The 14,811-nt window shown below is 68.5% G+C and carries 9 protein-coding genes; 6 read left to right on the forward strand and 3 right to left on the reverse strand.

Translation table 11 applies throughout. The features are described from left to right. Positions 1-29: 29 nt before the first annotated feature. Positions 30-338: a hypothetical protein gene (locus ABH926_RS45650; RefSeq protein ID WP_370373328.1), complete on the reverse strand. Its 309-nt coding sequence runs from the start codon at positions 336-338 to the stop codon at positions 30-32. A 446-nt stretch (positions 339-784) separates the two neighbouring features. On the opposite strand from ABH926_RS45650, the gene ABH926_RS45655 reads away from it, so the two are divergent. After that, entirely contained in the window at positions 785-1,636 is an 852-nt protein-coding gene (locus ABH926_RS45655) for a hypothetical protein (protein ID WP_370373330.1), read from the forward strand. An 815-nt stretch (positions 1,637-2,451) separates the two neighbouring features. On the opposite strand, the gene ABH926_RS45660 is transcribed toward ABH926_RS45655, so the two are convergent. Beyond that, positions 2,452-4,143 carry a serine/threonine protein kinase gene (locus ABH926_RS45660; protein ID WP_370373332.1) on the reverse strand — a complete coding sequence of 564 codons (1,692 nt, stop codon included), beginning with the start codon at positions 4,141-4,143 and terminating at the stop codon, positions 2,452-2,454. Between the two features lie 819 nt (positions 4,144-4,962). Here ABH926_RS45660 and ABH926_RS45665 point away from each other — a divergent pair. The 3 genes from ABH926_RS45665 (at position 4,963) to ABH926_RS45675 (ending at position 10,118) form a co-directional block, all read left to right on the forward strand. Continuing rightward, positions 4,963-5,751 carry a G1 family glutamic endopeptidase gene (locus ABH926_RS45665; protein ID WP_370373333.1) on the forward strand — a complete coding sequence of 263 codons (789 nt, stop codon included), beginning with the start codon at positions 4,963-4,965 and terminating at the stop codon, positions 5,749-5,751. Between the two features lie 409 nt (positions 5,752-6,160). Beyond that, entirely contained in the window at positions 6,161-6,670 is a 510-nt protein-coding gene (locus ABH926_RS45670) for a transposase (RefSeq protein ID WP_370373335.1), read from the forward strand. A gap of 316 nt (positions 6,671-6,986) precedes the next feature. Next, positions 6,987-10,118, forward strand: coding sequence for a tetratricopeptide repeat protein (locus ABH926_RS45675; protein WP_370373337.1), 3,132 nt, complete (start codon positions 6,987-6,989; stop codon positions 10,116-10,118). Between the two features lie 9 nt (positions 10,119-10,127). On the opposite strand, the gene ABH926_RS45680 is transcribed toward ABH926_RS45675, so the two are convergent. Beyond that, positions 10,128-11,915, reverse strand: a complete 1,788-nt coding sequence (locus ABH926_RS45680) for a hypothetical protein (RefSeq protein WP_370373339.1) — start codon at positions 11,913-11,915, stop codon at positions 10,128-10,130. 240 nt (positions 11,916-12,155) lie between these two features. On the opposite strand from ABH926_RS45680, the gene ABH926_RS45685 reads away from it, so the two are divergent. After that, positions 12,156-13,724, forward strand: coding sequence for a hypothetical protein (locus ABH926_RS45685; protein WP_370373341.1), 1,569 nt, complete (start codon positions 12,156-12,158; stop codon positions 13,722-13,724). Between the two features lie 47 nt (positions 13,725-13,771). Continuing rightward, complete coding sequence (locus tag ABH926_RS45690) at positions 13,772-14,764, forward strand: alpha/beta hydrolase (RefSeq protein WP_370373343.1); 993 nt, start codon at positions 13,772-13,774, stop codon at positions 14,762-14,764. Positions 14,765-14,811: the final 47 nt, after the last annotated feature.

The raw sequence follows: 14,811 nt of genomic DNA on the forward strand, positions 1-14,811 counted from the left end.
GAGACCGCGCGAGGATTGCGGTATCGGGGTCAGATCAGCTGGTTCCAACCGTATAGCGCGGTGCTGCTGCCGCAGAAGGCGGTGGAGAACCCGCCGCCGCTGTCGGCGGGTGCCAGGTCTCCGATCGCGGTGTGGCCGTCGGAGCACTGGGCGTAGGCTTCAAAGAAGGTCCCAGCCGCGTATCCGTGGCAGTGCCCTGTGTACGTCGAGCCGCTGGGGACCCCGGAGCAGACTCCGGTATCGGAGCTGAGCGCCGAAGCCTGGTCAGCGGAGGTAACGCCGAACAGTCCGAGTCCGGTCGCGACGATGATCGCGGCGACGCGATTCCTGGTTGTCATGTGCCTCTCTCTTCTGTCGGTGGCAGGGTCCTTCGGACGGGCCGGCATTTCCGTACCGGGGTCCTCATCGGGGGGCTGTCGTGCACCGCCCATGCAAGCAGGGCTCTGACCCGCGTCGGTACCTGTAAGCCTCCAGGGCAGTCAAGCGCCGCAGATCGGACACCGCCGGAGCGGGTACCTTGTCGCCCCCCTTCCGGACGGCCGAGGGTGTTGACCCTGGAAGCTTCCAGGACCGATCCTGTGCGTCTTTTTTTACACTTCGATACCGGAAATCCGCTTCAGCAGCACCCTCGATCATGCCTGGGCCTTCACCGGTGATCTTGGTCGGCCGCGCCGGTCCAGGGGGATGATGAATCCCGGTTGGTACTTCGAGCCGTCGAGCGGAACGGAGCGGTGCTGGGACAGGAGGAGTTGGATTCCTCAGAAGCCTACGAAAGGGTGTCGCCATGGCGAACCAGCCGATCCAGGAGAAGGTCCGCCCGCTGGGCCCCCACGACCGCGTGGGCGGCATGCGCTCGACCAACGGCACCGGCGTCACGTTGAAGAACCGCAGCGCCCCGGACGCCGAGGGCCGGTTCTTCGCGACGCGCTGGGCGTCCGTCCTGTCCATGCCGCTGGTCCCGCTGAACCGGCTCTACCTGGCCCAGCAGGGACCAGCGCGGACCAACTCGGTCGGCTACGGCCGAAACCGCACAGGGACGACCGTCGGCTACCAGATCCTCGGCATGGTCGCGATGCGTCCGGAAGACATCCTGGGCACCTACCTCTTCCACTGGCTCCTTTGTCCTGCGATCATCTTCGGCCCGGCCGCCGCCCTGGGAACCGCCGTGCCGGCGCTCGGCGTGGTGTGGTTCTTCCTGAGCCTGATCCTCGTCGCCGGCTTCTGCGGACAACGGAACCGGACCGGCGGGCCGCCCCGAACACCCGAAGGCGTGCAGTACCAGCCGCCCTCGAACGTGGGCTCCGATCCCCGGGTGGCTGACGCCCGCAAGATAATGGCGCTCCTGCACGACGAGTCGGCCAACCCGGCCCTGAGGCAGGAGTTGGCCTTCGCGCTCATGAACGGCGCCGATCCGTGCGGTGCCCCGATCATCGCGCTGCTGCTCAAGTACGGCGTGATCATCACCGAGCTGCGCGGTCCCGCGTACCTGACGTGGGAGCAGCTCACGAGTCTCGTGCAGAACACCCAGGTGAACGACATAATCCGGGCCGAAGTCGCGGCGGCGATGCAGTCCGCCACGGCTCATGACGACCCGGCGCTGGTCGCCGTGGAACGCAAGTGGGGATTGGTCGACTGAGGGACGGGGCACGAAGGCCCCGCCTCCTAGGAAGCCACTCTCATACGCGCGCGACGACTTCGACCAACGCCATCGCAGTGTCCGGATACCGCGCACGCTCTCCAGACCACCCGAGGACACCGCCACCCCGGCAGCGCTCCACCCTCGCACCCGAGCATCCCGGCCCATCGCGTTGCCGGCAGCCGGGTACTTCAACAGGAGATACTTGACCTGCTCGGAATCTGCTCCGCTGCGGAGCCCCTCCAGGGTCGTGACCAGATCCTCGTCGGTCACCTCCCCGCGCCGCCACCGCCGCAGGCCGGCGTTGTAGGCGACGGCCAGATGCCGGGGATCGGCCGCAGCCGCCTCCGCGAAGGCGGCGTCAGCTTCCTGAGCCAGTGGCGAGGTCGAGCAGCGACTGCGCCCGGTGTTGAGACCGTCCGCGCGCAGGTCGACGGTAACTGGCTCAGGCCTCTGCTACGACTGACCGTTCGTATCGAATGGTCGCCTGACCAGCACGGATGAACGTTTCGACAAGGACAACCCTGCTGCTCCTGGGCCGCCGCGAGCTGCTCGCAGGACGTCACGTCCGCGTCCCGCGCGGTCGCGCCGGGGCCGCAGGCCTCTACAGTCTTGCGGAGTTCCTCCGGCTCCAGGCAGATCAGCGCACATTTCGCTCAGCTCCGCGGCGGGCCAGGCAGCGTGCGGCGTCCGCACCGATCCCGCGCGCCTCACAGGTGATGACCACGACTATTCCGTTGACGATTTGCGATCCCAGGTCCCCATGCCCGATACCGCCGGTGACATACTGGCCGGTAGGGGTACGGCGGGGATCCTCAGCTGACTTGGTGGCCCTGGTCATCGATGCAGTAGATCGGGCTCGGGTAGAAGGCAGATGAACCGTACTGGTTGACCGTGCGGATCTGGAAGCAGGCTTTGCTTCCGGCGGCCATTTGAAAGCTGTACGCGGTGCCGGTGACGTTGACGGTCTGATCAGATCCGCTCCCGAAGTTGTCCGTCCAATGCACGTCGTAGCTCGTGGCGTCGGAATGGGCCTTCCACGTCAGGTTGACTGTGGCGGCGCCGACCCAGTAGGGAACCTGGTATTTGATGTCGTTCGCGACCATCGGCCCCGGCGGGTTGTGCGCTGGAGGCGGGGGCATCGTCGTTTGTCCGGTCGTCGAGGGATAGGAGCCGGGGTGTGAAGCCGTTGTCGGGGCGGGCTGGCTGTTCCGGCCGCCGCCCGCGCCGGTGGTGGAGACGGTGATCGTGACCTGCACCGAATTGCGCGGAGCAGGCGTCGTGGTTCCGCCACCGGATTTCACCGGCACGACCGCCCCGTTCGGCGACGGAGCCGGGTTCGGACTGCTAGCGGTCGAAGTCTGACCGCCGGCACTGCCGCTGCCGGACGTTCCGTTCGTGGCCGGGAACGAACCGCCGTTCTGCCCGGCGCCGGGCGCCGTGTCGCCCTTGCGCGGGGCGTCCGTCGCGAGGTTCCCCTTAGCGCCTCCGCCGCTGGTCTCGACCGCGGCGATGGTGGCCAGAATGAGCGCGGTAACAGTCGCCGCGGAGATCACCGCGATGCGTTTGCCGCCGCGCTTGGGCGTAATGGCCGCGGTCGGCAGATCGGCGGACTCGGAAGCGGTGGGCGGCAGGCCGACGCCGAGCGCGGGCTGCTGCCCCGCGCGGCCGGTCAGCGGCTGCCGACTGGCGGTGCCGAACGTCTCCGCTATGTGCTGTGGCGAGGGCCGGTCGTTCGGCTCCTTGGCCAGGCAGCCCTCGATGATCCCGCGCAGTACCGCGTCGTCCTCCGCGACGCCGTTGAGGTCCGGCTCGTTGTTGACGACGCGGTGCAGAATCGCCAACGGCGCCCCGTCGCCGAAGGCGAGACGCCCGGTTGCCGCATAGACCAAGAGAGAGCCCAGAGCGAACACGTCCGATGCGCTGTCCACGGAGCGTCCGTCGGCTTGCTCTGGAGACATGTAGGCCGGTGTGCCCAGCGTCTGTCCTGTGTTGGTCAGCAGTGAGGCGTCCAGAGCGCGGGCCACGCCGAAGTCAATCACCTTGGGCCCGTCCGGGCCCAACAGGACGTTCGCAGGCTTGAGGTCGCGGTGGACGACCTCTGCGGCGTGGATGGCGAGCAGGGCTTCGGCGATGGCGGCGGCCAGGGCCCGGAGTCGCTCGCTGCCGAAGCCGCCGCCCTGATCCACGGCGTCCTGCAACGTCGGTCCGGGCACGTACTCCGTCGCCAGCCACGGCCGCGGGCCTTCGGTCTGGGCGTTGTAGATCTCAGCGATACGCGGGCTGTGGATGCGCTCGGCTACCTGCAACTCCCGCGAGAAACGTTTGCGGAACTCGGGGAGGTCGGCCAGGTCCGAGCGGACCACCTTGACCGCGGCCTGGCGTCCATCCTGGTCCGTTCCGAGGAACACCCGGCCCATGGCACCCGATCCGAGCTGGGTGACGATCAGGTAGGGCCCGATGCGATCGGTCGCCGCGGCCTCCCCCATGTGTACGCTCTCGTTCATATTCAGAGCCCTGTCTCCCCCTGTACGGCTTCCCGGCCATTATGGGGCAGCAGGATGATCCGCGATGCCCCGGCCCTCATTGCAGGCGGCGATCGGGGAGAACTGGCGACGCGTACGCGCCCGCGCGACCAGTCCCGGATCGACGTCCACCCGCAGGACCTCTTCACGAGTGCCCACTTCCGCGATCACATTCCCCCAAGGGTCGATGACCGCGGGGCGCCTGCCCTGAGCGACCCCTCCATTGGTCGGCCGCCACTGAAGGTCAGGTGGCAGGAGCGGCCTGACTCGTCGGGGGTGTCAACGGCCCCTACACCCCGACGAACTCCTCAAGGCTGAACCGGATCGAAGCCCAGTTCATCGCACTGCGCTACCTCGCCCTGGACGGCACCGACCACAGCAGCCACAAGGAGCAAGGCAGCATGATCCGCCGCTCCAAGTCGGGGGTCGGGGGTCGGGGGTCGGGTGGGATGGGCTTCGAGCCAGCCGACGTCCCTGGGCCGGCTGGCACCACCACGTCGTGCTGGTCGCCGTGGCCCGCCTTCGTGACCAGCGAGCGTTTGAACCCAAAACCGGAGGCACCGGCCTGACGGCATACCGCATCACCGCCGACCTGCAAACGGTGCTCGCGGTATGGACCGGCCGGTGCCCCACCTGCCGAAGGCCCCTGACCACACCCGGCCAGGAACGTTCCCCGGCCTAACCGAGCCCTACTAGTCAGGCCCTTGCTATGCGATCGCTGTGCGCAGATTGTGAATTCTGATTGCAATACTACTTCCGTCTGTGTACGTACCCTGACCTCCAGCATCGCGGAAGGATGACATGTCACCCTCACACAACAAGCGCAGGCTCGGTGTGCCTGCGGTCGCTATAGCCGTTGTCGCCACCGGGACTCTGGCCGTCGAAGCCGCCGCGCCAACTGCGCACCCGGCCGCTTTGTTCGCCGGTCCGATGGTCCCGAACTCGCACGCGGCACACTCCCTGTTGCGCGCGCAAACCACCACCACCCAGAACTGGTCCGGCTACGCCGCCCACTCCGGTACCTACACCAGCGTGGAATCCACCTGGACCCAGCCGGCCGTGGACTGCTCGAAGGGCGACGGCTGGGTCCTGCTCTGGGCCGGTCTCGACGGAGACGGCAGCCCCACTGTCGAGCAGACGGGCACCGGCGCCCTGTGCTCCTGGGGCCAGGCGTCCTACGCCACCTGGTGGGAGACCTTCCCCAACACCATCCAGTTCTACAAGGACCCGATCAAGGCCGGCGACAAGTTCACCGCCAAGGTGACCTTCCAGGGCAACGCCGAATACGAGCTCTTGCTCACCGACCTGACCCAGGGCTGGACCGAGGACAACCTGCAGAAGGCCGCCAGCGGCGCCACCAATGCCAGCGCCGAAGTGGTCGCCGAGACGCCCAAGACCATCTTCGGCGTCCTCACTCCGCTGCCCGACTTCGGAACCGCCACCTTCACCGGCTCCCGGATCGACGGCCAGCCGCTCGCCGCGGCCGACCCCGACCAGATCAACCTGGCCCGCAACGGCCACACGCTGGCCACGACCAGCGCCCTGACCAATGGCACCGATTTCACGGAGACCTGGACCGCGAATAACTGAGCAGGCGTCAACTGGAGCTGATCGCATCGGCTGGGACTCTACGATCCTGGCCGACGCGGTCGCCACCCAGGACACGGTGACCCAGCTGATCGCCGCGATCAGGCGGGTGGGGCGGCAAGTGCCCGGCTGACGAGGCGATCGAGAGGCACTGCCAGGGTGCAGACTACTCGGTGCCGGGCAAGCCACGGATCGACTGGGACGACCCGGCTGCCCGGGACGGCTTGGTCTCGACGCTGGTGAACGACGCGCTGGCGCTGGTGGAGCACTTTGCCGGAGCCGATGCAGCCGCTGACGGTGCGGCAGCCGATGCGAACGGCCTGTTGGCGCTGGTCGCGGGACAGGACCGAATGCTCGCCGCGCGCACCGGGCCGGTCGCGGCTACGGGGACTCGGCCTACGGCACCGGAGAGTTGCGTGCCGCACTGGGACAGGCCGGATGCGGCGCGGTGCTCAAACCCCCGCCGACCCGGCCGGCGGTGTCCGACGGGTTCCCCATCGACGGCTTCCCTGTGGATGGGGCCGCTGGCGCCTGCACCCGCCCGGCCGGAGTCATACCGGTAATCACGCCGAAACGCGCGGTGGTGTTCGGTATCGCCTGCCGCCAGTGCGTGTTGCGTGCGCGCTGCACCGACAGCAAGTCCGGGCGAGCACTGCATCTTTATGAACACGCGCTGCTGCGCGCCGCTCGCGCCGCCTGGAGCACCGACCCGGATCTGACAGCCGCCTACCGGGTCGACCGGCCGCAAGTCGAGCGGGCTATCGCCCGGGTAGCCACCCGCGGCGGCCGACGCCTGAAACTGCGCTACCACGGCACCTTCAAGAACAACGCCTGGCTACACCTGCGCGGCGCCGCGATCAACCTGCGCCTGCTCAACCTCGGCCTCACCGAACACGCCGGACACTGGGCCCTGTCGAGTTGAGCGGACCACCTGCCCAGGCCGGAAACACCGATCCGGCAGGGCATCGTGGGAAGGGCGACCACCGTGTCGGACTCCATGTCCTGACCTATCCGCCGCACAGACGGCCTTGTCGGCACCCTTCCCGCCTCGCTACAACCACGTTATTCAGCAGGCTCCTAGACCGAACGCACGCCCCTATCAGCACAGACACAACCACCCCATAACCTAACAGGACCGCTCCTCGCGCGCCGCGGCTAGCGTTTGCCAGAGGCCTTATACGGCCCCCGTTAAACAAGAATTCTGATACACCGTGATTGCGGGGACAGGTTCGGTGGAAATGGACATCCGCATGCTCGGAGCCATGGGCATCCGCGACGGCGAGACACACCTCTCGCTCGGCGGCCAACGGCGCAAGTGCCTGCTCGCAGTTCTGCTGCTGAACCACGGGCGCACCGTCTCCCGGTCCGATCTGGCCGACTGGGCTTGGCCCTCCACGCCGCCGGACTCGGTCGACCGGCAGATCGCCAACTACATCTCCGCGCTGCGCAGCGTCCTGCGCTCTGCGGGTGACCACGTTCAGCTCGTTGCCAGGCGGCCGGGGTTCGCTGCCTTGGTGAAGCCGGGGTTGCTCGACACAGACCGCTTCAACTCGTTAATCGGGCAGGCGCAACTTGCTCGCGCCGGGCAGGAGTACGAGATCGCCGCCGGTCACCTGCGGGCTGCGCTGGAGCTGTGGCGGGGTCGGCCGCTCGAGGGACTGGAGACGCCCTATCTTCGGCGGCGGGCCGATGCCCTGGAGGCCAAACGGCGTGACGCGGTCCTGCTCCTAGCCGACATCGACATGGCGGCGGACCGGCAGGCGTACGCCGTTGCCCACCTGCGCGAGTTAGCGACGCAGCATCCGCAGGACGAGACCGTGACCACCTCGCTCGTCCGTGCGCTCACCGAAAGCGGTCAGAGCGCCGAAGCGGCCGACGTCGCCTCACGCGCCGAACACGCCCTCGTCCGACAAGGACGGACACCCGGACCCGCGCTGCGCCGAGCACACAGCGAGGCGCTCGCCGGGCGCGCGCCGAACCGTGCGGCACGCTCGACCGCGCCCCGCTACCAGTTGCCGGCCGACACCGGCGCGTTCACCGGTCGCGAGGACGAACTCCTCGCACTGGATCGCATCGCCAGGCGCGCGCAGGCCGGTCGGGGCGCCGGCACCGTGCTGGTCTGCGCGATCGACGGGATGGCCGGCGTGGGCAAGACGGCCCTCGCGGTCCACGCCGGGCACCGGATGGCTGATCTGTTCCCGGACGGGCAGCTGTTCGTCGACCTGCACGGCTACTCGCAGAGCACCAGCCCCCGTGACCCGGCGGGCGCCCTCGCCACCGTCCTGCAAACCCTCGGCGTCACAGCCCCCCAGCTCCCCGAAGGCGTCGAGGCCCGCGCCGCGCTCTACCGCAACCGCCTGGCCGGCACCAGGACCCTGGTCGTCATCGACAACGCGGCCAACGAAGCCCAGGTGCGCGCCCTGTTGCCGGCCAACGACCAGTGCCTGGTGCTGGTCACGAGCCGCAAACGTTTCAAATCCCTGGACGAGGCGCAGATCCTGCCGCTGGGATTGCTGTCCGTATCCGAGGCCGTCACCTTGTTCCACCAGATCGCCGGGCCCGGACGCACCACGGCCGGCGATCCCGCGCTCGAGGAGATGGTCGCGTTGTGCGGGCAGCTGCCTTTGGCCCTCCGCATCTCCGCAGCACTCCTGCGCCACCGGAGCACCTGGCCCCTGGCCCGGCTCGTCGAGAAGCTCCGCACCGCGCCGGAGACTCTCACGTCTCTGTCCGACGGCGACCGAGACCTCTCCGCCGTCTTCGCCCTGTCCTACCAAGCCCTCTCCCTCCAGCAGCGCAACGCCTTCGGGTGGTTGGGCCTGATACCGGGCCCCGACACCGATGCCTACGCCGTCGCCGCGCTTCTCGACATAGCCCCGCACGCCGGGGACGACCTGTTGCAGGATCTGGTGGACCACAACCTGCTGTCGGAACCCGCCCCCGGCCGCTACCGGATGCATGATCTGATCCGCCAGTATGCATGTACCCTGATAGACGACGGCGTCTCAGCACGCGACGCCGCGCTCGATCGTCTGCTCGCCTACTACCGCCACACCGCGGAAACGGCGAACACCTGCATCTCCAAACTCACCCGCGAGACACCCGGCCCCGGTGCCCGTCCCCGCACCAGGCACGCCCCGAACCTGAGCACGCCGGAGGACGCCCGAGCCTGGCTGCGCGCGGAACGGGCGAACCTGGAGGCCTGCCTGGCCCGCATGGCCGCTGAGGACAAGGCCGACCAGGTCATCGCGCTGAGCACCGGGCTGAGCGAACTGCTTCGCGTCGACGGACCCTGGAGCCTGGCCCGCGACGTCCTCGCCCGGACCGTGGACACCGCACGACGCGCCGGCGACCGGATCGCCGAGGCGAACGCCCGCACCGACCTCGGCGTCATCCTCCGCCTGACCGGGGACTACGCCGCCGCGCTCGAGAACCTCACCCTCGCCGCCCGCCTGCACGACACCACAGGCAGCCGCCTCGGCCAGGCCAACGCCCACACCGAGCTCGTGGTCGTCCGCCGCCTCACCGGCGACTACCTCGGCGCGATCGGCGACGCGTGCCTGGCCCTGGACCGGTTCCGCGAGCTCGACGACCGGCGCGGCCAGGCCACCGCGCTGGCCGAGTTGGGCGCGGCACGGCAGGGAGCCGGGGACTATCCCGGCGCCACCCACGATTTCACTAGGGCCCTGGAGATCTCCCTCGAACTCGACGACCGGCGCGGTCAGGCCGTGGCCCTGACGAACCTCGCGCTCATGCGACGGCTGGCAGGCGACTATCCGGACGCGGTCCACGCCCTCTCCAGGGCCCAGGTCCTCCTGCGGGACCTGGGGGACCGGCGCATGTATGCCAACACACTGACCGATCTGGGCATCATCCGACGCCTGACCTGCGACTACCCCGGCGCCGCCGCCTCACTGGGCGAGGCGCTGAAGATCTATCACGACCTCGGCGACCCCTACGGCCGGGGAATCGCGCTGACCGAACGCGGAACCGTCCTGAGGATCGCGGGAGACCTGGCCGGCTCGGAACAGGACATCGCCGACGCGCTGAAGATCTTCCGGGAGATCGGCTCCCGCGGTGCCGAGGCCTGCGCGCTCAACCACTACGCCGCCGTGTTCGCGGGGACCGGCGACGTGCCGCGCGCCATGGCGATCTACACGGACGCCCTGCACATGGCCCGCGAGGTCCAACAGCCCGACGACGAAGCCGCAGCTTTGGAAGGCATCGGTGAGTGCCTTCTCCTCGACGGTGCCGAGGAGAAGGGCCTGTCCCATCTGCGTCAGGCACTGGAGATCACACGGCGCCTGGCTATTAACGCCGATGTCGAGCGGCTCCAGGAACGCGTGACACGACTTGAGCGCAGGACTTGAGGGAACGGCTCATCCGCTCGCCGCTATGGCCGCGCCAGGCCCGCCGACCGTCGTCCACTGATCGTAGAGTCCGTTGTAGACGTCGACAGACGAACTGCCGGCGGCGAGCCGGTACAGCCGAGCGCCGTTGACCGCGTAGCCGTCGGCATACGCACCACCCGACTCGGTCAGCGCCTTCCAGACACCGGGTTGCCCGGTGTACTGATAGATGCCGCCGTTGGCCGGGCTGGTCGCGAAGAGCCCCGCACCCCCGCCGTACAGGGCGGTCGCTGCGCCACCCACGACGGTCCAGGAGCCCGCTCCGGAACCGGAAGCAGCCCACTCCGACACCGTTCGGCCGTCCCTGGACAGACCGTACACGTGGTCGTCGGTCACCGCGTAGGTCGAACCCGGACCGCCGATGGCGGTCCACGAGCCCGGTGTGCCGTCGTACCGCGAGATCTCACCGGTGGTCGGGCTGGTGGCGACCAGCCCCGCCCCGCCGGCGTAGATGTGCTCGGCCGGGCCGCCGATCCGGGTCCACTCCGTTCCGTTGCCAGACCGCTGATAGACAGCGCTGCGGTCCGGCGACAATCGATACAGGCTGGTGCTGTCGACGGCAAACTCGGCACCGCTATCGCTCACAGTCGTCCAGGCGTTCGGCGAGCCGAGATATTCGTGGAGGGATCCGTCCGTGGGATCCGTAGCGAACAGACCGGCCCCACCGGCGTACAAAGCGGTAGCTGGCCCTCCGATCTGCGACCAGACGGTTCCCGAGGCGCTCCAGGCCCACACCCCGGAATGGTCGGGTGCCAGGGCGTAGAGGTGGTCGCCGACGTAGGGCCGCAGGGTCCAGTGCAACCGTGCCAGCCAGACTCCGCCCCTAGACCATCCGGCGCTACTGACCCACGTGCTCCCGTCGGTGTCCTGGACGACCTCCGCCGCGTGCGCTGGCAGGTGGCCGACGAGGTTGTCCGAAGTGAACTGGAACGGATCCGCCGAGGCGAACACGTCGGTTCCGACATAGCCCGGCCGGGGACCGATGAACAGGTACCACGTCCCGTCGTGCTCGACGACGTATGGCGACTCGGTGTTCCCGGCGGCCGTGCCGGTCGAGGGATCGGAGAAGGCGATCCCGCGGTCGCTCCAATGGATCAGGTCGTCGCTGGTCCGATAGGCGACAACGTGGTTCCCACCGGACGGCGCGCTGGTCGCCGTGTAGTACATCACCCACTGGTGGTCGACGCGGGCGACCATCGGGTCCCGGGCCTCATAGCCCTCGTTGAACAACGGGCCGGACGGGAGCCTTGTCCAGGTGTAGAGGTCGGTGGACGTGGCCAGGTTGATCTCAGAGCTCGTCGGGTCGCCGCCTCCGGCATAGAACATGTAGTAGGTGGAGCCCACATGGACGACGTCAGGCGCCCACAGGTGGGACTCGCCGTAGGAGGAGTCCACGGTGAGCGCGGGCGCGTGCTTGGTCCACGGCCCGTGCAGACTGGGCGCTGTAGCGTGCGCGAACTCGACCTCGTTCTGCGGATCGGCCGGCTCGGCGTGCGTGATGCCGAACAGGTGCCAGGTCCCTGAGTCGTCGCGGATGAAGGTGTGGTCGTTGATGTACCAGGGCTGGGACTCGCCGGCCCCGGGATCGTAGACGTCGGCGAAGTCCCCGGCGGTGACCGACTCGATGGCTGCCTGCCGCGGACCCGTGGGCGCCTGGGCGGCGGCAGTGGGTCTGACACCGGCCGCGACCAGGAATGTCAGGGCCAGGGCCACGATGGTGGGGGCGGCCAGCAACCGCCTGAGGTGCCGATGGGACACAGCTGCTCGCTTTCGGTTGTCGCCGCGCGGGACCAGCGCACCGGATCGGTGCGCCCGGTCCCGGCGCCGTATGTCCGTATCGCTCCCGCCAGCGTGACAGGACTCGTTCACAAACCGAGCACAGCGTTCGCACAGCACAGGCCGCGTGCAATGAGTGTGCGCGTTTTGTGAAGTGGGCTCGCGAGACTAAATAGCGAATCGCAGTGTTCGATCATTCATGCTCCGAGAGGAACAGCCGAGATGCCACAACGAACCCCCGTGGGGAGGGGCTCGCGATCGACGGCTCGCGCCGTCAAGGCCCTGTCCTTCATCGTCACGCTGCTGCTGACCGTCACCGGCATCGGGTTGGCGAGCGCCGGCAGCGCGTCCGCCGACTCCACGCTTGGCGGGCCGATCAGCCGCAGCGAGATCATCTCCCGGGCCCAGTTCTGGGTCGACAACCAGCCCGGCCCCTACGACCAGCAGGGCTGGTCCCCCGGCCCCGGCGGCGACCACAATTACCGCCGGGACTGCTCGGGCTACGTGGACATGGCCTGGCACCTGAAGGCCGATCCCAACACCGAGGGTCTGTGGGACAGCTACACGGTCCCAATCGACCGCAGTGATCTGCGGGCCGGCGACATCATGATCAACTACAGCGAGCACACCTTCCTATTCGACCGGTGGCTCGACGCCAACGGCGACTTCGGCTACTACACCTTCGGCATCACGCCGGTGCGGTACCTGACCGCCAACATCAACGACGCCACGCTGGACGGAATCCCGAACGGCTCCATGAGCGCGCGGCGCTACAACAACGTGGTCGAGGACAGTGCGGCGCGCCCGCACCCCTCGGCTGCCGGCCGGACGGTGTCGGGCCGCGATGCGGATGGCCGTCTGGAGGCGTTCGCCGGTGGGCCGGACGGGGTGTGGCATGCGTGGCAGACAGCGGTCAACGGCTCATGGTCGGACTGGGTCAACGTCGCCGGTCCGGCCAACGCTCAGCTGGCGATCGCGCCGAATGCTGACGGCCGACTGGAGCTGTTCGCGGTGAACGGCAGCGAGTTGGACCACATTTGGCAGAACGCGCCGAACTCCAACTGGTCGGCCTGGGCGAAACTGGGCGGCGGTGGCTACCGAATCGCCGCCGGAGCCAACGCCGACGGCCGCCTCGAAGTGTTCGCCTCCAGCAGCGCAGGAGTCTTCCACACCTGGCAGACCGCACCGAACTCCCCGTTCTCCAGCTGGGAAGGCCTCGGCGGCCCGGCCAACTCACGGCTGCAGATGGAGCGCGCGGCCGACGGACGACTGGAGGTGTTCGCGCTGTCGGACACCACGTTCGGCCATATCTGGCAGACCACTGTGAACGGCGGCTGGTCCGCCTGGGAGACCTTCGGCGGAGGCGGCACCGAACTGACCGTCAACCACGACGCCGACGGCCGACTCGAAGTGTTCGCCTCCAACGCCTCCGGCGTCTTCCACAAATGGGAGACCAGCCCGACAACCTGGTCCGACTGGGCCGGCACCAACGGCGGCGCCACCACCTCAGAACTGACGTCGGCGATAGCGACCGACGGCCGGGTTGAAGTCTTCGCGATCAACGGCAGCACCGCCACCCACATCTGGCAGACCGCGGTGAACGGTGCCTGGTCCGCGTGGGAGACCTTCGGGGGCGGCGGCACCTCCATCACCGCCGCAAACAACCAGGACGGACGCGAAGAGATCTTCGCCACCAGCAGCGCCGGCGTCTACCACAAGTGGCAGACCAGCTTCAGCGCCTGGTCGGCCTGGGCCTGGCTGAGCAGCACAGCCGGACCGTCCATGCCCTGAACAACCGAACCACACCATTCAGTTCCCACCATGACCTGGAGGTCACAGTGAATACTCCGAATACCCCCCGCCCCTCTCGCCGGGGCGTCCTGAAGGCCGCCGGCGGCATCGCCGCCGCTGTGACGGTCGGCGCCGCCACGAACTTCGCGACGGCGGCCTCGGCGCGCGCCGTGGACGACGGCTTCGGGCTGACCATCGTGGACCGCAACGAGAGCGATCCGCGCATGAGGTACTTCCGGTTTGCCACCGCCGAGATCGGCTGGAACCCGGGAGTCAACGTCCTGCTGCCCAGCGACTACTGGACCAGCGGTGCCACATATCCGGTGCTCTACCTGCACCACGGCGGGCTCCAGGACTTCAGGGAGTTCGACCAGCTCGGCATCCGGGACTGGTCCGCCGGGCTGCCGATCGTGGTCGTGATGCCCGACGGCGGCCAGGCCGGCTGGGCCTCGAACCCGGTCAGCACCAACGTCGGTCCCCGCAACTGGGAGAACTTCCACCTGAACCAGCTGCTGCCGTGGGTCGAGGCGAACTTCCGGGTGTTCGGCGAGTACGCCGGTCGCGCAGTGGCCGGATTCTCCATGGGCGGCTTCGGAGCGATGAAGTACACCGCCAAGTACTACGGCACCTTCTCCTCGGTGAGCGCGCATTCCGGTCCGTGCAGCATCCGCCGTGATGAAGGCGCTGTGGTCCACTGGGCCAACCTGTCCTCCGCAGTCAAGGACCTGGGCGGCGGCACCGTCTACGGCGTGCCGTGGGACGAGGCCCGGGTCACCGCCGACAACCCGGTCGAACGCCTAGAGAGCTACCGCAACAAGCGGATCTTCCTGGTCGCCGGCACCAGCCCCGACCCGACGAACCCGTTCGACACGTTCAACGAGACCCAGGTCCTGGCCGGGCAGCGGGAGTTCAAGAGCCTGCTGGACGGTGCCAGCATCCCCTACGAGGCGTACGAGGTGCCCGGCGGTCACATCGTCCGGCCCGATCGGATGATCGCCGACCTCAACGGGATGATCGGCTGGCTTCGTCCCGCCGGCTGATCCCCCTGCTGGACCGAGTCCTCGCCGATGATCCGGCGAGGACTCGG

It is taken from the genome of Catenulispora sp. GP43 (assembly GCF_041260665.1).
Classification (GTDB): Bacteria; Actinomycetota; Actinomycetes; order Streptomycetales; family Catenulisporaceae; genus Catenulispora.